The organism is Micromonospora citrea (assembly GCF_900090315.1).
GTDB lineage: Bacteria > Actinomycetota > Actinomycetes > Mycobacteriales > Micromonosporaceae > Micromonospora > Micromonospora citrea.
Genome location: NZ_FMHZ01000002.1, coordinates 595750 through 615424, shown reverse-complemented (window position 1 = coordinate 615424; position 19675 = coordinate 595750). Strand labels below are relative to the sequence as shown.

At 72.9% G+C, this 19675-nt stretch carries 19 protein-coding genes and 1 pseudogene; 11 read left to right on the top strand and 9 right to left on the bottom strand.

What is annotated here, in order from left to right; translation table 11 throughout:
* Positions 1–39: 39 nt before the first annotated feature.
* Entirely contained in the window at positions 40–543 is a 504-nt protein-coding gene (locus tag GA0070606_RS03045) for a maleylpyruvate isomerase N-terminal domain-containing protein (protein ID WP_218105963.1), read from the bottom strand.
* 79 nt (positions 544–622) lie between these two features.
* Here GA0070606_RS03045 and GA0070606_RS03040 point away from each other — a divergent pair, with 79 nt between their 5' ends.
* From GA0070606_RS03040 to GA0070606_RS03020, 4 genes and pseudogenes are all read left to right on the top strand, one after another.
* A complete protein-coding gene (locus tag GA0070606_RS03040; protein WP_091094947.1) occupies positions 623–1495 on the top strand; it encodes a helix-turn-helix domain-containing protein in 873 nt (290 codons plus the stop codon).
* A 376-nt stretch (positions 1496–1871) separates the two neighbouring features.
* Positions 1872–3035: a DUF4241 domain-containing protein gene (locus GA0070606_RS03035; RefSeq protein ID WP_176737222.1), complete on the top strand. Its 1164-nt coding sequence runs from the start codon at positions 1872–1874 to the stop codon at positions 3033–3035.
* A gap of 157 nt (positions 3036–3192) precedes the next feature.
* Positions 3193–4055: pseudogene (locus GA0070606_RS32365) on the top strand (transposase); the annotation flags it as partial.
* A 378-nt stretch (positions 4056–4433) separates the two neighbouring features.
* The gene (locus GA0070606_RS03020) at positions 4434–5468 is read left to right on the top strand and encodes a WD40 repeat domain-containing protein (protein ID WP_141721559.1); all 1035 of its coding nucleotides are present in this window, start codon (positions 4434–4436) and stop codon (positions 5466–5468) included.
* A 93-nt stretch (positions 5469–5561) separates the two neighbouring features.
* Here the strand turns inward: GA0070606_RS03020 and recD2 are convergent, their stop codons facing one another.
* From recD2 to GA0070606_RS03005, 3 genes are all read right to left on the bottom strand, one after another.
* Positions 5562–7766, bottom strand: a complete 2205-nt coding sequence (recD2, locus tag GA0070606_RS03015) for an SF1B family DNA helicase RecD2 (RefSeq protein ID WP_091094943.1) — start codon at positions 7764–7766, stop codon at positions 5562–5564.
* A gap of 95 nt (positions 7767–7861) precedes the next feature.
* Positions 7862–8119: a DUF3817 domain-containing protein gene (locus GA0070606_RS03010; RefSeq protein WP_245724547.1), complete on the bottom strand. Its 258-nt coding sequence runs from the start codon at positions 8117–8119 to the stop codon at positions 7862–7864.
* Between the two features lie 20 nt (positions 8120–8139).
* Positions 8140–8619 (bottom strand): hypothetical protein, encoded by a 480-nt coding sequence (locus GA0070606_RS03005; RefSeq protein ID WP_091094942.1) that lies wholly within the window; start codon positions 8617–8619, stop codon positions 8140–8142.
* A gap of 82 nt (positions 8620–8701) precedes the next feature.
* Here GA0070606_RS03005 and GA0070606_RS03000 point away from each other — a divergent pair, with 82 nt between their 5' ends.
* The 4 genes from GA0070606_RS03000 (at position 8702) to GA0070606_RS02985 (ending at position 10902) form a co-directional block, all read left to right on the top strand.
* The gene (locus tag GA0070606_RS03000) at positions 8702–9037 is read left to right on the top strand and encodes a helix-turn-helix transcriptional regulator (protein WP_176737221.1); all 336 of its coding nucleotides are present in this window, start codon (positions 8702–8704) and stop codon (positions 9035–9037) included.
* The gene (locus GA0070606_RS02995; RefSeq protein ID WP_091094941.1) at positions 9034–9729 is read left to right on the top strand and encodes a permease prefix domain 1-containing protein; all 696 of its coding nucleotides are present in this window, start codon (positions 9034–9036) and stop codon (positions 9727–9729) included. Before GA0070606_RS03000 ends, GA0070606_RS02995 begins: the two co-directional genes overlap by 4 nt.
* Before the next feature lie 66 nt (positions 9730–9795).
* On the top strand, positions 9796–10395 hold the full coding sequence (locus tag GA0070606_RS02990) for an Imm21 family immunity protein (RefSeq protein WP_091094940.1): 600 nt from the start codon (positions 9796–9798) through the stop codon (positions 10393–10395).
* Positions 10396–10467: 72 nt separating this feature from the next.
* Positions 10468–10902, top strand: coding sequence for a VOC family protein (locus GA0070606_RS02985; protein ID WP_091107199.1), 435 nt, complete (start codon positions 10468–10470; stop codon positions 10900–10902).
* A 51-nt stretch (positions 10903–10953) separates the two neighbouring features.
* On the opposite strand, the gene GA0070606_RS02980 is transcribed toward GA0070606_RS02985, so the two are convergent.
* The 5 genes from GA0070606_RS02980 to GA0070606_RS02960 are packed head-to-tail and all read right to left on the bottom strand — an operon-like array spanning position 10954 to position 15036.
* Positions 10954–11559: a hypothetical protein gene (locus GA0070606_RS02980; protein ID WP_091094939.1), complete on the bottom strand. Its 606-nt coding sequence runs from the start codon at positions 11557–11559 to the stop codon at positions 10954–10956.
* Entirely contained in the window at positions 11556–12890 is a 1335-nt protein-coding gene (locus GA0070606_RS02975; RefSeq protein ID WP_091094938.1) for a hypothetical protein, read from the bottom strand. The genes GA0070606_RS02980 and GA0070606_RS02975 overlap by 4 nt, the downstream gene beginning before the upstream one ends.
* Positions 12887–13684: an ABC transporter ATP-binding protein gene (locus GA0070606_RS02970; RefSeq protein WP_091094937.1), complete on the bottom strand. Its 798-nt coding sequence runs from the start codon at positions 13682–13684 to the stop codon at positions 12887–12889. The genes GA0070606_RS02975 and GA0070606_RS02970 overlap by 4 nt, the downstream gene beginning before the upstream one ends.
* A 24-nt stretch (positions 13685–13708) precedes the next feature.
* A complete protein-coding gene (locus GA0070606_RS02965) occupies positions 13709–14497 on the bottom strand; it encodes a zf-HC2 domain-containing protein (protein ID WP_091094936.1) in 789 nt (262 codons plus the stop codon).
* Positions 14494–15036, bottom strand: coding sequence for an RNA polymerase sigma factor (locus tag GA0070606_RS02960; protein ID WP_091094935.1), 543 nt, complete (start codon positions 15034–15036; stop codon positions 14494–14496). Before GA0070606_RS02960 ends, GA0070606_RS02965 begins: the two co-directional genes overlap by 4 nt.
* A 632-nt stretch (positions 15037–15668) precedes the next feature.
* Here GA0070606_RS02960 and GA0070606_RS02955 point away from each other — a divergent pair.
* From GA0070606_RS02955 to GA0070606_RS02945, 3 genes are read left to right on the top strand one after another with little or no spacing between them, the layout of a single operon-like run.
* On the top strand, positions 15669–17060 hold the full coding sequence (locus GA0070606_RS02955) for a hypothetical protein (protein ID WP_091107197.1): 1392 nt from the start codon (positions 15669–15671) through the stop codon (positions 17058–17060).
* A gap of 59 nt (positions 17061–17119) precedes the next feature.
* Positions 17120–18382 carry an AAA family ATPase gene (locus tag GA0070606_RS02950; protein WP_091094934.1) on the top strand — a complete coding sequence of 421 codons (1263 nt, stop codon included), beginning with the start codon at positions 17120–17122 and terminating at the stop codon, positions 18380–18382.
* Positions 18379–19635, top strand: a complete 1257-nt coding sequence (locus GA0070606_RS02945; RefSeq protein ID WP_091094933.1) for a vWA domain-containing protein — start codon at positions 18379–18381, stop codon at positions 19633–19635. The genes GA0070606_RS02950 and GA0070606_RS02945 overlap by 4 nt, the downstream gene beginning before the upstream one ends.
* The last annotated feature ends 40 nt before the right edge of the window (positions 19636–19675 follow it).

The window sequence follows — 19675 nt, the reverse complement described above, 5'->3', positions numbered from 1 at the left end:
CAAGCCGCCGCGGCACCGGACGGCGCCAGCCGGACCGGCTCAACCGGCCCGGCCGAGGCGCGCGAGCACGCGGGTGGTGCGGTCGCCGTCGGTCGGGGTGAGGGGCGGTCGGCACATGCCGTCCATCTGCAGGGCGTCGCCGAAACTGTCGGCGCCGCGTTCGATGCGGTCGAGTTCGGCGTCGGTGAATGCGGCGTCGAGCCCTGCGGCACGGGCGAGGTCCCACCGGTGGACGTACATGTCCCACACGTGGAACTGCTCGACGGTGCCGCCGACCGTCGTCGGGCCGAGGAAGCCGTCGTAGGTGCGGCCGACCAGTTCGTCGTCGGCCAGAGCGTCGAGGACCCGCCGGCTGTGCTCGGCCCACGCGGCGGCGGGGTCGACGGCGAGGTGCGGCGCGTCGCCGAGGTCGACGCCGTGCCCCGTGAGCGTCTCGCGCTGCGTCTCGATGAGGTGCCCGACGACGTCCCGGGCGCTCCAGCCTTCGCAGGGGGAGAGGGCGTCCCACGTGTGTGGCGGCACCGCGTCGACGATGGCGGTCACCGGGCGTAGAGGGATTCGTAGCGCGTCGCTGTGTCAGTCATGTGTGGGACGGTAGGGCGTGGCTGTGGGAGCAGACTTGATGAAACCCGACACCGACTTCGCCGACCGGGCCGGCGTCGTGGGCACGGTGCGCCGGGATCCGCTGGAGTTGGCGCGCCTGACGGGCCCGCGCGGGGCCCGTCACCGGGTGTACCGGCACGCCCCGAGCGCCGACCTCGCCGGTCTGCTGCGCCGGTTCTGGATCCCGGTCTGGTCCGTGCCGCCGGGGGAGGAGGCGCCGCAGAGGTTGTTGCAGGACCCCGTCTGCCAGGTGGTGATCAGCGGCGACCACGCGCGCTTCCACGGCGTCGCGCCGGAGCTGTCGACGACGACGCTCACGGGCGACGGTTGGGCGGTCGGGCTGACGCTGGCGCCAGCCACGGGCTACCTGATCGCCGGCCCAGCCGCGGCACTCAACGACCGCTACGTCGACCTCGAGAATGTGCTCGGCGGCGGGCGGGCGCTCACCGGCCGGGTGCGGGAGGTCATGGCGCCCGACCCGCACGATCCCGCGGCCCACCGGGCCGCGATGCGGGCCTGCGAGGACGCCCTGCGGCGCTTCCTGCCCGTCGACGCGGAGGGCGAGCTGACCAACGCCCTGGTCGCGGCGGTCGAGGGAGATTCGGCGCTCGTGCAGGTCGCGCAGCTCTGCGAGCGGTTCGACCTTGGCGAGCGGGCCCTGCAGCGCCTGCTGCGCCGCCGGCTCGGGCTCACCCCCAAGTGCCTCATCCAGCGGCGGAGGTTGCAGGAGGCCGCCGAGCGGCTGCGGACGGAGGTCACCACGCACGCCGACCTCGCCGCTGCCGTCGGCTACGCCGACCAGTCGCACATGATCCGAGACTTCGTGCATGTCACCGGCATGACACCGAGGCAGTTTCTTGAGCAGCGGCGCGGTGCTGGGGACGCCCCGTAACGACCCGCGCATCCGATGTGGTGGTCCGATGCCGCCACCACGCTGGCCACGCTGGTCTGCGCTCCGCTCGGCTTTTCGTTGCCGCCCTTCTGTTGTTGATGGTGGGAGCGGGCCAGGCGCTCGACGTGCTGGACATGAAACGGGTAGCAGCGGCATCACGATCGGTGCGGGTGCGAAACGATCGGTGCGGGTGCGAAGGGCTGAGCAAGGCGCCTGCAAGGTCTCGTCGCTGGGGTCACGGCGGTTGCCGGACCGGTGTCGCGACCGCGTTCGAGGGCTCGGCACGCGACCCCCGAACGAACAGCCGCCAACGCCCAATCTTCGTCTGCTCGATAGTGTCGGGAACCGGTCAGGACGAAGCGCGGAGGACCATGCGGTGATCATCGATTGCCTTGAGGTGTCGTATTGCACGTGTTGGGACGGTGACGGCCAGAAGGCAGGCGGGCTCATGGCGCGCGAGGTGGCGGCGCGCCGCCACGCGATCGACCAGTGGTACATGGTTCTGCTGACGGCCGGGGGCCGGCCCGTGCAGACGATCGAGCGCTGGAAGTCTGGCTTGTGGCGGGTCTACCTGTTCGACGACTCCGGGCGTCGCGACCACTGCATCGATCTCAGACCACGGCCGGACGGCACCCTGCTGGTCACCAGACGCCACCGTTTCTGGTACACGGCGGAGCATCGGGAGTTCGACGACTCGGCGGCGCAGGAGATGACCACCGTGTCGGCGGAAGGCGAAGTGACGGTCAAGTCGAGGCCGGCCGGCTCTCGAGGCTGGTCCAGCATCCGGCGCGACAACGTTCTCGTCGAGGATTCCCCGATCCCGGCACCGGATTTCGGTGACTGGCTGCCGTTCACCCGCCTGCTCACCGAGCAGGGACACGAGTGCGCCGCGACGCTGACCCTTCACGACGCGCCCGCGCCTCCGCCAAGGCCGTCACACCCGAACGGAGTGCAGACGCTGTTCACGCCAGGCGCCCAGGTCGCAGCCGAAGGCGTCGGTGCCAGCGTCATCGACGTACGACCAGCCGGGACGCTGTACATGCCGTCCGGGAGGCTGATCGTGGCCGATCCGACGTCAGCCTCGACTACAGAGCCGCTCGTCGCCGCCGTACCGCCCGGTGACTACCCGGTCAGCGTTTCGATCCTGCGCTCGCTCAGGTACCCCGAGATGGGGTATGTGGCGGCTGCCCGACTCACGATCACCGACGAACCAGTCAAGGCGTGGGAGCCGGCTCTGTGCCCGGACGACGATCCCACTCTGCTCGCTTCTGACGAGTCCATCGGCTTCGGCGTCGATGCCGGCATGGGCTGTTTCGTCGACGCCGTAGCCCAACTCGACGAGATGGACGAGGACCGGTACCTCGACGCCCTGGGGTCTGACTTCGCCGCGGAGGTCACCGTTGCGGCCACTGGCGCCAACATGGTCGTCTTCCGAACCGGTCTCGGTGACGGCGGGTATCCGAAATGGCTCGGCCGAACCGAGGACGGCCGCATCGCCTGCTTCGTGGCCGATATGCAGCTGATACCCGCCGACGCCTGATGGGAGTTGTCGGGTGAGCCGTTGGCGGACTCGACGACTGCTAACTTGATTTTTAACCTCTGTGGATCCCTTGAGGACCCTGGCTGGCCACGGAAACAGCCCTTGGTTGATGATCTTCTTGTCGAAGGATGAACATCGATAACCATGGGCTGTTCTGGTGACCAGTGTGCATGACCGTGGTCCGGCTGATGCTGTCGGGGAGCTGGACGCGTTCCGGCGGGAGTTCTACGACTGCTTGACTGCTCGGGCTGATGCGTTGTTCGACCTGACGGACGCGGTGTTGTGCGCCGATGGGCCGGTCCGGTCGTTGGTGGAGTTGTCGCTGGTGGGTGAGCACCGCCGTGGTCACGGCGTTGTTCGACGCCCTCGCCTGCGGGCGGTTGGACGTCGACCGGCTGCGTACCGCTGTCGCCGGGGTGCCGCTGCCTCGGGCGGCCGACGGACGTCTCGTGCTGGCGGTCGACATCACCTGCTGGCTGCGGCCGGACGCGCACACCTCACCGCAGCGGATCCTGTGTCACACCTACGGGCGTGGCAAGGACCAGACGATCATGGGCCCGGGCTGGCCGTACTCGATGGTCGGGCCCTGGAATCGGGCCGCGGTTCGTGGACCGCGCCGTTGGACGCGGTGCGGCTGGCACCCGGTGCTGACGCCGCGGCGACGGTCACCGCTGGGCCGGTACGTGACATCGTGGGCCGGCTGGTCGCGGCCTCACAGTGGCAGGCAGGTGATCCGGACATCCTGGTCGTGGCCGACGCCGGCTACGACGCGCCTGCCCGAAAATCCGCACCCACAGGCCGCTGACCTCTGGACCTGGCTGATCCTTGCCGCCCACACCCAGCTCCGCCTGGCCCGCGCCGCGGCCGCCGACCTGCGCCGTCCCTGGGAGAAACCAGCACCACCCCAGCGCCTGTCACCCACCCGCCCGTGTCCGGCGAGGGTTTCGACACCTCCGCACGAAGACCACCTGCCCCGCCGGCGCGCCGAAACCCTCCCGGCCAGGACCTGGACGGCCACCCGTGTCGCGCAGTTGTGCTGGTGTGGCGCCAGCGGGTGTTACGGGTACCCGCGACCCGGGTTCCTGTGCCGCACCAGCGCCGACGTCCCCCCGCCCTAGCCGCTTGGCCATCACGGTAATGCGGGCCCTGCCTGAGTCGGCTTGGCCGTCTCCGCGACGGTGACCGCCTGCCCTTGTCGGATCCTGCACGTCCTTCTTCTCACATGCGCCGAGACGACCTGGGCGGCCGTGGCAGCGAAAGCCTGCGTCATCGGCATAGGTTCATTGTCGCAAGCGCTCCGGCCGATCCGGTCACCGTCCGTGGCGTCGCCGGTGAGCACCGCCTCGTCCGTACGAGGGCGGACGATATATTTAGATCATGGAATTCCCCGCCCTGCTCATGTCCAGCCGGATCCCGTCGGACAGCAAGATCGAGGATTTCGACGCCGTCGTCGTCGACGGACGTCCCCTCGTGGTCTGTGTCGATTCCTACGGCCAGCACGCCCTGACGTGGGATCCGGCCGATGACCGTTGGACCGAGCACCAGTTGGCGAACCCGTGGGGGCCGAACGGCGACATCGAGACGAACTGTCTGCTCACCATCGGCGCCGTGGTTCACGACGGACGGATCGTGGTCGGCGGCGGGGGATACGAGCAGCCGTTCGCGCAGTGGGATCTGCAGACGGGTGCGGTGGTGACCTACGCCCGCGAGGAGCATGGCGGGGTGGCGGTGACCTCCACGATGCGACGGGACGGGCGGGCCGTGTTCGTCACCGGGGACAGCAGCGCGGGTTCACCGGTGCGGCTGTGGGATCCGTCCCAGCGTGACTCCCTCACCGCCTACGAGGACGACTGGTTCGGCATCAACTACCTGGCCGAGCCCGCCACGGTGTGCCGGCACCGCGACAGCATCGGCGGGCTCGCCTCCGCGACACTCAGGGGCCGCCCGGTGGTGATCTCGAGCGGTGCGGGCGAGGTGATGGTGTCGGACGTCGACAGCATGACGTCGGTCGTCACGTTCGAGCCGATCCCCGTCCCGCTTGAAGGCCCGGCAGGAGGCGTAGGCCTGACATCCGTCGACGGCCACCCGTTCGTGGTGGCCGCGGACGGGACATCGGTGCTGCTCGGTGAGCCCGACACCGGCTCCTGGGTCGATCGCATCGAGCTTCCCGGAGCTGCCGACGGCCGGGGTGACGCCCGCATCCTCTGCATGGGCGTCGGCAGCGCAGGCGACCGGCCGGTCGCGGTGACCGGCGCGAGCGACGGCCTGGTGTGTCTGTGGGACCTTCGGGGGCGCCGACTGCTCGGAAATCCGATCACCGAGCACGAGGGTGAGGTCCGCGCCGTCCACCTCACCGAGATCGACGGCCGCGCGATCGCGCTCACGGCCGGATGGGATCGCCGGATGCGCGTGTGGGACCTCGGGCGGGCGTGACTGAGGCGAGGCGACTGTGAGCTGAGTTCCGTTCGGCGCACCACGCTGGGCGCCGGCGGCCCGCGCTCCCCTCGACCGCCGGTCGACCCGCGCTCAGGCGAGGCGGTGGTCGAGGGCGGTGTGTCGGCGTCCGGCGCCGACGGTGCGCACGGCGGCGGCGAGGGCGCGGCGGGAGCCGACGAGGACGACGAGCTTCTTGGCGCGGGTGACGGCGGTGTAGAGCAGGTTGCGTTGCAGCATCATCCAGGCGCTGGTGGTGAGGGGGATGACCACGGCCGGGTATTCGGAGCCCTGCGAGCGGTGGATCGTCATGGCGTACGCGTGGGCCAGCTCGTCGAGTTCGTCGAAGTCGTAGTCGATGTTCTCGTCCTCGTCGGTGCGTACGGTCAGGGTCTGCTCCTCGGGGGTCAGGGCGGTGACGATGCCGACGGTGCCGTTGAAGACGCCGGCCTGGCCCTTGTCGTAGTTGTTGCGGATCTGGGTGACCTTGTCGCCGACGCGGAACACCCGGCCGCCGAGGCGGCGCTCGGGTTGCCCGTCGCGGGCGGGGGTGAGGCGCTGTTGCAGCAGCGTGTTCAGGGCGGCGGCACCGGCCGGCCCGCGGTGCATGGGGGTGAGCACCTGCACGTCGCGGCGCGGGTCGAGGCCGAAGCGGGCGGGGATGCGGGCGCAGGCGACGTCGACGGTCAGGGCGGCGGTGGCGTCGGTGTCGTCGCAGGCGAACAGGAAGAAGTCGGCGAGCCCTTGGAGCAGGGGCGGCTTGCCGGCGTTGATGCGGTGGGCGTTGGTGACGACCCCCGACTCGGCGGCCTGGCGGAAGATCTGCGTCAGCCGGACGCGGGGGATGGCGGGGGCGGCGAGCAGGTCACGCAGGACCTCCCCGGCGCCGACGGAGGGAAGCTGGTCGACGTCGCCGACGAGCAGCAGGTGCGCGCCGGGCGGTACGGCCTTGACGAGCTTGTTGGCCAGGACGAGGTCCAGCATGGAGGCCTCGTCGACGACGAGCAGGTCGACGTCGAGGGGGTTGTCCCGGTCGTGGCTGGCCTCTCCGCCGGGGCGTAGCTGCAGCAGCCGGTGCACGGTGGCGGCGGGGTGCCCGGTCAGTTCGGAGAGCCGCTTGGCGGCGCGGCCGGTCGGCGCGACGAGGGTGACCTTGGCCTTCTTGGCGGCGGCGAGTTCGACGACGGAGCGGACGGTGAAGCTCTTGCCGCAGCCGGGCCCGCCGGTGAGCACGGCGACCTTGGCGGTGAGGGCGAGCCGGACGGCCTGGGCCTGCTCGGGGGCGAGGTCGGTGCCGGTGCGGGCCTTCAGCCAGGTCAGTGCCCGGTCCCAGTCGACGGTGGCGAAGTGCGGCAGCCGGTCGGCGCGGTCGTTCAGCAGCCGCAGCAGCGAGCCGGCCAGGCTGCGCTCGGCGCGGTGGAACGGCACCAGGTACACCGCCGTCGTCGGTTCGCCGTCCGGCCCGGGCAGTGTCTCGCGGACCAGGCCCTCCTCGGCCACGAGCTCGTCGAGGCAGGTGGTGACGAGGTCGCCGGGCACGTCGAGGATCTTGGTGGCGTCGGCGACCAGTCGGGCGTCGGGCAGGTAGCAGTGGCCGTCGTCGGTGGCCTCGGAGAGGGTGTACTGCAGGCCGGCCTTGACCCGCTGCGGGCTGTCGTGCGGGATGCCGACCGACTGGGCGATGGTGTCGGCGGTCTTGAAGCCGATGCCCCACACGTCGGCCGCCAGCCGGTACGGCTCGTTGCGCACCACGGTGATGGAGGCGTCGCCGTACTGCTTGTAGATGCGCACGGCCAGCGAGGTGGACACGCCGACGCCCTGGAGGAAGACCATCACCTCCTTGATGGCCTTCTGCTCCGCCCACGCCGCGGTGATCTTCGCGGTGCGTTTCGGTCCGAGGCCGGGCACCTCGACCAGGCGGGCGGGCTCGGTCTCGATGACGTCCAGGGTGTCGAGGCCGAAGTGGGCGACGATCCGCTCGGCGAACACCGGGCCGATGCCCTTGACCAGCCCTGAGCCGAGGTAGCGCCGGATGCCCTGGATGGTGGCCGGCAGCACGGTGGTGTAGGAGTGGACCTCGAACTGCCGGCCGTACTGCGGGTGCGAGGACCACCGGCCGGACAGCCGCAGGCTCTCCCCGGGCTGGGCACCGAGCAGCGCCCCGACGACGGTGAGCAGGTCGCCGCCGCGGTCGGTGGAGACCCGGGCGACGGTGTAGCCGGTCTCCTCGTTGACGTAGGTCAACCGCTCGAGCACCGCGTCGAGTACGGCCGACGGCGGGGGAGTGGGGGCAGGCACCCGCCCATCCTGCCTGTGGCCGACGCGGCGTCGCCATCGGCCCGGCCCGTGGCCTCCCTTCGGCGGGCGGCCCGGGCCGGGCGACCGGGCCCTCGTCATTCGGCTCCGGTCACGCTGCCGGCCGGCGCGGGGGCGCGCGCGATCCGGCGCAGGGCGAGCAGGCCGCCGACGCCGGGGACGACGGCGAGCCAGCGGGCGGCGGGGGTGGCGGCCGTCGTCAGCCAGGTGCAGACGATGACGGCGAGGTAGGACGCGCCGTGGACGGGACCGCCCAGGGTGGCGACCGCCGGGATGTGCACGGTGGCCAGGTTGGCGAGCAGGACGGCCAGGGACGCGGCCTCGACCGCGGCCACGATTCGCAGGGTACGCACGGTCACACTCCCGTCGTGGAGCCGGGTCGGACGATCATCAGGACGACCACGACCGCCCAGAGCACGTTGAAGATCCCGGTGGTCATGGCCAGCCGGCTCGCCGCCGCCCGCGTTCCACTCTCGACGGCCGTGGCCTGGGCCGACGCCAGTAGGCGCTGTTGCCCGGGGAGGATGACGAACGCCAGCAGGGCGGCGGCGATCGCGGTCAGCGCGATCGACGTGATGAGCCAGGCGTCGGTCAGGACGCCGAGTTGCGCGCCGGTGGCGAGCCCGAAGGCGGGGACGATCACCCCGACGACGGTGTAGGCGCGGCAGGTGCGGTGCAGGAACGCCGCGATCTGGGGCGCTCGCCCGCCGGGATCGGCGCCGGCGCCGTCGCCTCGCCCGCCGGCGTAGCGGGGGAAGAGCGAGGCGGCCACGGCGATGGGTCCGATCGCGAGGATCGCCGCCAGGACGTGCACCGACAGCAGCAGTTTGGTCACCCGTGCCCCTTACAGTTGGCTACCTACATGTTGGCTAGCAATGGATAGCACACCTACATGAGATCCGGTAGCCTGCCTACTGATGAAGGAAGACGCCGTCCGTGGGCACCTGGACGCGCTGCTGCTCGCCGCGCTGGAGCAGGGGCCGCTGCACGGCTACGCGATCATCGCGGCCGTGCGGGAGCGCAGCGGTGGGGCGCTGGAGCTGCGCACGGGCACGATGTATCCGGCGCTTCACCGGCTCGAACGGCTCGGGCTGCTGCGCAGCGACTGGCAGTCCGTCGGCGAGCGTCGTCGCCGTTGCTACGAGCTGACCGACTCCGGCCGGCGGGCCCTGGTCGACAAGCGCACGGCCTGGCGCGAGCTCACCTGCGCGATCGGCGCCGTCCTGGACCCGACGCCGAGGCCGGCCACATGACGGCCCTCGACCGCCGCACCGGGCCCGATCCGATCGAGGAGCACCTCGCCGGCCTGGCGGCCGTCCTGCACGGCCCGGCCCGGGCCAAGGCCCGGATGCTGGCCGAGGCACGCGACGGCCTCACCGACGCCGTCGCGGCACTGGCCTGCGACGCCGCCCCGGACGACCCGGCCGCCGCCCGTCAGGCGGTACGCGACTTCGGCAGCATCGAGGAGGTCGCCCCCGCGTTCCAGCAGGAGCTCACCGTCGCCCAGGCCCGCCACACGGCCCGCGTCGTCCTGCTCGCCGTGCCGTTCCTGATGGCCTGTTGGCACCTGGTGACGGTCGTCGGCCAGGGCCGGGGCCGGCACCTGTCCGAACACGCGCAGAGCCTGGCCGCCCATCTGGGTGGCGTGGCGACCGCCGCCGCCCTGCTGGCCGCGGCGTCGCTGGCAGCCACCGGCGCCCTGGCCCGCCGGCTGCCCACCCCGCACCGGCTCCCGATGATGGTCGCCTGGGCCGGCACCACCGCCACCACCGCGTTGGTGACCAGCGCCCTCACCCTCGCCGTCGCGGCGGCGCTGGCCGGAAACTGGGCGCTCGGCGCGCTCGTCGGCGCGCTGACCGTCGCCCTGCACGCCAGGATCGCCGCCGCCGCCCGCGCCTGCCGCGAATGCGCCCGCGCCCTGGTCGCGGCACCCGCCGAGGGATAGCCGATCAGGCAACGCGAGCGGGAGGCGCAGGGGCGCCGGAGACGTCCGGATGAGATCATCGGCGACATGTCCGACCTCCCGGAAGACCTTGCGCCGACCCGCCGGCCGGCCGGCGGCCGCCGCTGGATCGACAGCTCCGGCGGGCCGCTGGTGGTCGTACCGGCGACGGCCCTGCCCGCCTGGCGCGGCGTGCCCGACGACTTCGACCCCGACGACCTCGACACCTGGGGCGACTACGGCCGGGCGTGCGCGGTCGAGGGAAACGCGGGCGTCCTGCGGGCGGGCGACGCGGAGGCGCTCGTCCTGGCCGACGAGCCGGCCGCCACCACCTACCTTCCCGAACGCCGCCTCTTCGTGCGACGGATCCGCGCCGAGCGGGGGGCCGCCGGTCAGCGGGCCGACGCCGACGCCGACGCCGACGCCGACTCCGAGGCCGAGGTCGTCCGGCTCGTACCCGAGGCGGTCGAACGGGCCGACTGGGAGGACGCCGGCAGTTGGACGACGGACGGGCCGGCCGAGTTGTTCGACGCAGCCCTCGGCGGTGACGAGGCCGCGCCGACCGGCCGCCTCCGCGTCGAGGTGGAGCCGGGCACCTACCGGCTTCGTACCGCATGTGTCGAGATCGGCGGCACGACGGCGCTGGGACTGGTCCACCTGGCCGGGTAGGCGGTGCCGCCGGGCACCGTCGGGGCCTTCGGCGCCGCCTCGACTGTCGGTGGTGGGCGGTACCGTCCCGCCATGGCAGCCAGAATCGACCTGACCCTCGACGGCGCGGACGTGAAGCTCCTCGGCGAGTTCTGGAAGACGGCGCTGGGCTATGTGGACGAGCCGCCACCCGCGCCCTTCGCGACCCGCGAGGAGTGGCACGCGAGTTTCGACCTGCCGGAGGGCGACTCGGTGGACGACGCGGTGTGGCTGTGCGACCCGCACGGCGTCGGGCCACACCTGTCCATCCTCAAGGTTCCCGAGCCCAAGACGGCGAAGAACAGACTCCACATCGACATCCGGGTGCCCGGGCACGGCGACCCCGACGAGCGGTGGGCGCGGATCAGGGCCGAGTCCGAGCGGTTGGTGCGGGCCGGCGGAACCGTCCTGACGGAACACGCCGGAAACCACATCGTCATGGCCGACCCGGAGGGCAACGAGTTCTGCGTCGCCGCGACCTCGGCGTGACGGTTGACCGACATCCGCGGTGGGGCGGGCCCAGACGATCGGTCAGGTGCCTCACTGCGAGGCGGCATCGGCGGGTGCTCTCGGGGCCGGTCCGGTCACCGCGTACGCCGTCAGGCCGGTCAGGGCCAGCAGGGTTGCCGTGACGGCCGCGGCCCTGCTAGAGGGTTCCTGCGCCTGCCAGGTCAGGACGCGGCCCAGGAGGTTGTCGCCCTGGGGAAACAGGACGGCGGCCAGGGTCCATCCCAGCGGTGGGAACCAGGCCCTGGCCGTGCCGATGACGGCAGCGCTCAGCGCGGTCAGGCCCAGCAGGCCGGCGGTGTCCCGGAGCACCAGCGACATCGGACCGAAACGGGCGCCGGTGAGCTGGGTGATCAGCAGCAGGCCGCCGATGAGCACCAGGGCGGTCAGCAGATGGAGGGCCCGACGGGCCGGCCAGGCCAACGCGGCGGTCCTGTCCAACTCGTCGTCGGGGCCGCTCAGGGTCATCGTCAGGGCGGCGACCAGCAGCAGGATGCTCAGTACGACCATCTGCGGGCCCGCCTCGGGACTGTCGGAGTTCGTCTCCCACAGCACCCACATCAGGACGAGGATGCCGGCCGCCGTGCCGATGGCCACGGGGGCCCGGCGGGATCTCAGGTAGAGGCGCAGCCCTTTCATCGGAGCACTCCGTCACCGGGCCGGCAGTTGACGGCGGCCTGCCGCAGGGCGGCCACGCGGGACGTCGCTTCGTCCTCGGGCAGGGCGCGCAGCCGCTGCCACACCTCGGTGGCCTCCTCGACGCTCGCGTCCTCGGAGACGTAGCCGGGCTCGCCGGTCAGGTCCGGGTCCGGCGGCGTCGGTCTGGTGCCCGTCAACCAGTGGGCGGCGGCCAACTGGTCGGCGCGGGCGGGGGCATCTTCGCAGGCTGGCGGGCCGGCGAAGGCCCCGGTCACCACGTCGGTGAGCACGTTCGGCTTGTTCGCCAGGTGACCTTTCCGGTCGGCGTCGACGCGCAGCAGGACGGTGTCGGCGTGGAACTCGGGGTAGGTGTCCGGGAAGGCGGAGGTGTCCTCGTGCACCCGGGTCGGGGCGTCAGGCAGCTTCTTCAGGAGGGCCAGGGCCTCGCGGGCCGGTGCGGTCACCTCGGGCAGCCGCTTCTCGTGGACCCGGCTGACGCACACCTGCGGTTCTCCTTCGGCGCACACCAGCTCGCGGGCCACCGGGTCGACCGCGTCGGTGACGAGACGGTTCTCGTGCGGCATGACGGTGACGGCGAGCGCGACGCCCACGACCACGGGCAGCACCGCCGCGACCCGGGAGCGCCAGCCGTTGGAGGCGAACAGCAGCGCGGCGGCGACCGCCAGTCCGGCCAGCCACAGGCTCTGCGCGGCGCTGACCCTGCCGGGGACGGTGGCGTAGTCGTCCGGCACGTTCATCTCGACCATCGGCGAGAGGATCAGGGCCAGCCACCCGAGGGGCCTGGTGGCGAACGGCACCGTCAACAGCAGGCCCAGTCCCGCGACGCCGACTGCGGGAGCGGTCACCGGGGACGGCAGCAGCCGGCCGACCGCCAGGCCGAGCCAGGACGCGGCGATCAGCGCCAGCGTGCCGACGGCGGTGACGACGAAGACCTCGACCGGCAGGTAGCCCGCGGTGCCGAAGATCCAGGCGGCGCCGGCGAGCCCCATCACCAGATATCCGGCGACCACGGCAATGGCCATCGCGCCGAGCGTCGGCACCACCCGCTGCGGTACGGGACGGGGCGTGCTGGCGAACAGTTCGCCCACGTTCGAGCGGTGCTCCCGGCGGGCCTGCCACGCGCCCGCGGCCAGCATGAGCGGCCAGAGCAGAGCCAGGTACCAGCGCTGAGTCATGGCCAGCTGCATCCAGCCGGTGGAGAACGCGATCCCCTCGGCGAAGTACATCGCGAGCGAACCGACGACGGCCAGGCTGACGGCGGCGCCGATCGCCGCGGAGCGGCGTAGCTCGATGCCCAGGACGCGGCTCATCGGGCTGCCGCCCGGTGGCGCCGCAGCAGGGCCGAGTAGCCGCGCTCGGCAGGGCTGTCGCCGGCGTCACCGTCGGCGCCCTGCGAGGTCAGATCGGCCGGGGTGCCCTGGAAGACCAGGCGACCTTCGTTGACCATGACGACATCGGTGCAGGCGGCCACCACGTCTTCGACCAGGTGGGTGGAGACCAGCACGCAGCTGTCCGTGCCCACGTCGCGCAACAGCTCCCGGAAGTCGAGGCGCTGCTCCGGGTCCAGACCGACGGTGGGCTCGTCGAGCAGCAGCACCGCCGGATCGTTGACGATCGCCTGGGCGATGCCGGCCCGGCGCAACATGCCACCGGACAGCGTCTTCATCCGCGCCTCCGCCTTGGCGGCCAGGCCGACCCGCTCGATCGCCCGCTGGGTCGCACCGGGTACGGCCTGCTTCGGCATCTCCTTGAGCCAGGCCATGTACTCGACGAACTCGCGCACCGTGAAGCGCGGGTAGAACCCGAACTGCTGCGGCAGGTAGCCCAGCCCGCGGCGTACGCGTCGCAGGTCGGTGCGGGCGTCCACCTGCTGGCCCAGCAGCTCCAGCCGGCCGCCGGCCGGCCTGAGCACCGTGGCCAGCGCCCGCATGAGGGTGGTCTTGCCCGCGCCGTTGGGCCCGAGCAGACCGTGCACACCGGTGCCCAGAGCCAGGTCGAGCCCGTCCACGGCCATGTGCCGGCCGGCTCGCACGCGCAGTCCCTCGGCGTGGACCGCCCAGGGGTGAAGGGTGGGGGCCGTCTCGGCCGCTCTCACCGTACGCATCTGTTGCTCCTTGGTCGTGGCTGGTCAGCTGTGGCTGGTCAGCCGGTGGAAGTGGTCGGCCCGGGTGGCGGCCAGGCCGGCCAGGGCGAGAGTGATCAGGGCCCACACGGGCGCGGTGCCCGGTCGCAGCACGGCGGGCAGGTCGCTGGTCACGACGGTCGGCGTGATGACGGTGAGCGTCCAGGCGGCCCCCAGTCCGGCGGCGGCGCGGCGGACGCCGACGAAGGCGCCCAGGGCGATGGTGGCGGCGGTGAAGGCCAGGCACGGCAGCAGCGCCAGGGCCAGGGAGACCCCGACGTGGGCGCCGGCCAGGGCGAGCGCCGGCACGATCACGGCAAGCACTGTGGCCGTACGCCGCAGCAACATCGCCAGGCCGGCGGTCGGTGTACCGGCGATCAGCTCCCAGGCCGGGTCGAAACGCCGGCTCCACGCGACAGCCACCGCGGGCAGCGGGGCCACCGGGGCGAGCAGCAGCACCAGCGCCGGGAAGCCCGGCAGCATCGACTGGATCAGTACCGCGCAGCCCAGAACCGCCAGTGTCATGGTCAGCCACGGCAGCAGGGCCCAGACGAACCAGTGGTGCCGCGCCGCCGACCAGCGACGGCGCGGAGCCGGGGCCGGGCCGGTCGCGATCGCGGCGTCCAGGTTGGCGGCGATCCGGGCGAGCAGATCGTTGCTGCCGGTCGCCAGCCCGGCACGGCAGTCGGCACAGGCTTCCAGATGCACCTCGACCGACCAGGTGGTGACCTCGTCGAGGTCGGCTTCCCGGTCGGCGTAGCGGGCGAGCACGGCGGGGCTGGGGTGGGTGGTCATGACAGCGCCTCCCGGAGGGCGATCCGGGCCCGCCGGGCCCGGGACTTGACCGTGTTCTCCGGCACGCCGAGCAGCACCGACGTCTCCCGTACGGAGAACCCGTCGAGCACCATCGCGCGCAGCACTTCGCGGGCGTCGGCCGGCAGTTCGAGCAGCGCCTGCTCCATCTCGTGGCCGACCAGGCCGGCCAGCACCTCGTCCTCGGCGGCCGGTGCGACCGTCTCGGCCAGCGGCACGGCGGGCACCTGTCCGGCCCGGGCGCGACGGCGGAACGCGTCGACGAGGCGGTGCGCCGCGATGGTCCACAGCCAGCCGACCGCGCTACCGGAGGTCGCCGACCCGGCGAAGCTGCCGGCCGCCCGCCACACCGCCAGGTAGGTCTCCTGCATCACGTCGGCGACCACGTCGTCGTCGGTGCACCGGCGGCGCAGCCGGGCGAGCAGCCACGGCGAGGTACGCCGGTACAGCTCGTCGAACGCGCGCCGGTCGCCTGCGGCGATGCGGCGGACGAGGTGTTCCTCGTCGGGGCTCTGTCTCACGATCAGCTAGACGACACCATGTCCGCAGGCAGGTGCACTCCATCATGTGACTTGGGTCACCTGGTGGTCTGCCAGTCGGTGGCTGTCTCCTCTGATGCCCGTCATTACGGATGATCTGGTCCGTGGGGCTCGGGCCGGCCGAGCTGCCCGATGTCGCTGCGGTCGATGGCGCGTACCGAACCGAACGGCGGTGGCCCGAGCGGCGAGCGCGTCGGTGACTTTCCGCATGGCCGAACTCAGCTCCAACGCGGGCCTTGGAGTGCCGCGGTGGCACCGAGGCGGCTGAAGCCACAGCCCGGCGGCTCTACGAGGGCATCAGTCTCGGCGTCGACAAGACGAAAGAGGGTCGTGCCGGTGCCTTTCTGCCGGTTCAACCTGGTGAGGCGGTCGGCTTCAGTCTCGCAAGTCGCCTGCCGGTCAGAGCCGTCGTTGCCGGCGTAGGGGGGTGGAGCTGATGATGGTGCCGTTCTCCAGCTCGTCGCGGGACAGGTTGCGGTAGCGGTCGCTCCGGCCGGCTGCGTCGCCGCCTGGTGAACGTCTGGCGGGACATGGTGTGGAGGCGGTACGCTCCCCGCGATGATGATCTCGCCTGACAAACGATTGGGGGCCCGGTTCGCGCAAGGTGAGTGCTGATGCACTCCCGGGCCGCGAATGCGGATTCTCGCCTCTCCTTCTGGCTGCGCGTGCGCGAGTTCGCCGTGCCGCCGTCCATGATCGAAATTGCGACCGCCCGCCGGCAGGTTGGTGACTGGGCCGGGGCGTGCGCCGCCGCTCGCGTCGACGTCGATGTCGACCTGCGCTGGGTGACCCGCACTCATGGGCGAGCGTTGGCGGCCCGGGTCCGAGCCGACCTCCGTCACCTGGCGCCCGACCTGTTGCGCTGGCACATGCCGAGGGTTGCGCCCGACGGGCTGCTGCGTCCGGGCCTGACCGTTGCGCTGGCCCGGTATCCGGCGGACCACGACGGTGGACGCACCGTGCATCTGGTGGTGCGGACCCCGCCGGCCTGGGCGGACGCCGGGCAGCGGTTGAGCCTGGCGCTGTGGGACGGCTCGCGTTCCGGCGCCGGAACCAGACCCCATCCGCACCCCCGTCCCGACCGTCGGTTCCGCCTCGACCTGCACCGCCACCTGTGGGACGCGCGGCGGGCCGACGAGTTGCGCATCCGGTCGGCCGCCGACCCGTCCCGCCGTGATCCTGCGGGGGAGCCTGATCTGCTGCGGTCGGCGCTGCGCGGGCAGGGCTGCGCGGTGGACCGGTGGGCGGCCGAGGCGGCGATCCTGCTCCGCGCCGAGGGCCAGGCCCGGCGAGCCGTCGCGGTGCGGCTCGGGACCCGACGCCGGCTGGTGCTGGACGTGGTCCCGGACGGGGCGGGCCACCGGGCCGAGGTGCGGGTCGCCCCACCGTCGGCGAACGGGCCGGCCGGAGCCCTGCCGGTGCTGCCCGACGCGGCGACGTGGGTGCCACCCGACCTGGAGCTGCTCCACAACGGACTGATCGGGATCGACCGGCTGCACCCGCTGGTGGCGTCGGCACTGGCACCCGGACGCCCGGCGTCCACGGTGGCGCCGGGCGCCGTCGGGCCGGGGCAGCCACGCTACGTGGAGTGCCGGGGTGCCCGGCACCGCATCGGCCTGGTCGACGGGGCGCTCGTCCCGCTGGACCACGACCCGGCCGAGAGCCGCCGGGAGGAGCTGCTGGCGGCGTTGTCCGGCACCCCGCTGCCCTGCCTGCGGGCGATCAACGAGGCACACCGCCACCCGGAGTGCCTCACCGACGTCCGTGCGCGCCTGGACCACGGCGACACCGCCGGGGCGCTCGCCGTGGTGGAGGCCCTGCTCGGGCCCGACGCGCTGCTGCGCAGCGGCGACCTGCGCGACGAGCTGGAGACGGCCGCGCAGCGGCGCGTCACGTACGGGCTGTTCAGGGCGGGACTGGTCGGGTCCGGGCCGGGACCGGCCCGGTCCGATCGCCGCCGTACCCGTGATCGTCGCTCGCACCCGCGCCACGCGACCGTTCGCTGACCGACGAGCTCGTCCCGTCCGACGTCTCTTCTCGACCTCACGACTCTCAAGGTGATGAAATGACCCCATCCACGCCATTTGTGCCCTCCGATGGTCCCGCCGACCCGGCCCACGATTCTCAGCTCGACATCGCCGCCGAGCTGCTCGCCCTGCTGGGCGCCACCAGCACCGAACCCCGCGCCGACGCGCAGTTGGAGGCCCTGACCCTCGCGGTGGCCGCCGACCTGCCCGTCCTGCTGTGGGGCGAGCCCGGCATCGGCAAGACCGCCGCGCTGACCCAGCTCGCCGCCGCGCTGGACCTGCCCCTGACGACGGTCGTCGCGAGCGTCCACGAACCGTCCGACTTCGCGGGCCTGCCGATCGTCGGTGACGATCCGGCCGCACAGGGTGTGCCGATGGCGCCGCCCGACTGGGCCGTACGCCTGGTGCGCGCCGGTCGGGGGCTGCTCTTCCTCGACGAGCTGTCCACCGCGCCGCCCGCCGTCCAGGCCGCCCTGCTTCGCCTCGTGCTCGAGCGGCGGGTCGGGGCGCTGCGGCTGCCGCCGGGGATCCGGATCGTGGCCGCCGCCAATCCGCGCTCCTCGGCGGCCGACGGCTGGGAACTGAGTCCGCCCCTGGCCAACCGCTTCGTCCACCTCCAGTGGACACACGATCACGACGTTGTGGTACGCGGCCTCGGCGGGACCTGGCCGCGGGCCACACTGCCCCGGCTCGACCCGGAACTGCTGTCGGACGCCGTCACGTTCGCCCGCCGGGCGGTGTGCGGGCTGCTGACCGCCCGCCCGGCGCTCGTGCATCGGCTGCCCAGCACCGAGGGCCGTCGGGGCGGCCCGTGGCCGTCGCCGCGCAGCTGGGAGATGACGCTGCGGCTGGTGGCCTTCGCGACGGCGGCCGGCGTCTCCCGCGACGTGCTGTCGCTGCTGGTCCGGGGCACCGTGGGCGACGGCCCGGGGCTGGAGCTGCTGGCCGGCATGGACCGGATGGACCTGCCGGACCCCGAGGCGCTGCTGGCCGACCCGGTGGCTGCGGTGCTGCCCGAGCGGGGCGATCTGCGGCAGGCCGTGCTCGACGGCGTCGTGGAGGCGGTCCGCAGGCGGCCGGAGAAGGCCCGCTGGGACGCGGCGTGGGCGCTGCTGGCCCGGGCGCTGGAGACCGGCTCCCCGGACCTGGTGGTCGTTCCCTGCGCGACTCTCGCCGCCCTGCGGCAGGAGGACTGGGACGTGCCGGCCACGATCGAGAGGCTGGCCGGGGCGGTGGCGGTGTCCCGGCGAGCCGACCAGGCGGCGGCGCGGGTCGTGGCCGCGGCGGGCAGCGGCCGATGACCTCCGGGCACGTCGGGACGCTCGACGTCGAGAAGCTCTTCTCCGCCCGGCTGCACGCCGTGCGGGTCCGGCCGTACCTGGCGACGGCGCTGTTCGCCCTGCACGTGGTGCCGTCGCGGCAGGTGCCGACGATGGCCGTGGACCGCCACTGGCGGTGCTACGTCTCGCCGGCGTTCGTCGCGCGGTGCCCGGTGGAGGAGCTTGCGGGGGTGTGGGTGCACGAGGTCTCGCATCTGCTGCGCGACCACCACGGACGCGGCGACCGGGTGGCGCGGGAACGGGGACTGGTCGGGCCCGGGGAACGGTTGCGGATGAACATCGCCGCGGACTGCGAGATCAACGACGACGTGTTCGGCGACGGGCTGGCCCGGCCCGAGGGCGCGGTCGAGCCGGCAACGCTCGGGCTGCCCGAGGGTGGGCTGATGGAGGACTACCTGCGCCAGTTCCGGCTGGGGCCGCGTACGCAGGAACTGGCCTGGCTGGACTGCGGCAGCGGCGCGGACGGGCTGGAGCGGCAGTGGGACCTGGGACCCGAGGGCGCGCACGGCCTCAGCGCCCAGGAACAGGATCTGGTGCGGTTCCGGGTGGCGCAGGGGATCACCGGCCGGCCCGGGGACGTCCCGCGGGGGTGGCGCAGGTGGGCCGAGGAGGCGTTGCACCCGCCGCAGCCGTGGCGGGAGCTCCTCGGTGCGGCGGTCCGCTCGGCGGCCTCCGCCGCCGGCGCGGGTGAGGACTACACGTACGGCCGGCCGTCGCGGCGCTCCACGAGCGTGCCCGGCGCCGTCCTGCCGAGCCTGCGGCGCAGGCCCCCTCGCGTGTGCGTGGTCATCGACACGTCGGGGTCGGTGAGCGACGCCGAGCTGGGCACCGCCCTGCTCGAGGTCGCCGCGATCTCGCGTGCCGTGAGCGGCCGGCGGGACCTGGTCAGCGTGCTCTCGTGCGACGCCGCGGCCCGGGTCGTGCATCCGCTGTGTCGCGCCGAGGAGATTCCGCTGGTGGGCGGCGGTGGGACGGATCTGCGGGCGGGTTTCGCCCGCGCGCTGCGGGCGCGGCCCCGACCGGACGTCGTCGTGGCCCTGACCGACGGGCAGACGCCGTGGCCGGCCGCGCGGCCGTCGTGTCGGACGGTGGTGGGACTGTTCGCCCGGCACCGCCCGGCGTGGTCGCGCGACGAGGACGATCCCGGCGTGTGGCGCTCGCCGCCCGACTGGGCGCGGGTGGTGGAGATCGGGCCCGCTCGCGCCGCCCGATGAGCCCGCCGGTGACGGGGCCGAGCGAGTGAGGGCTGCACAC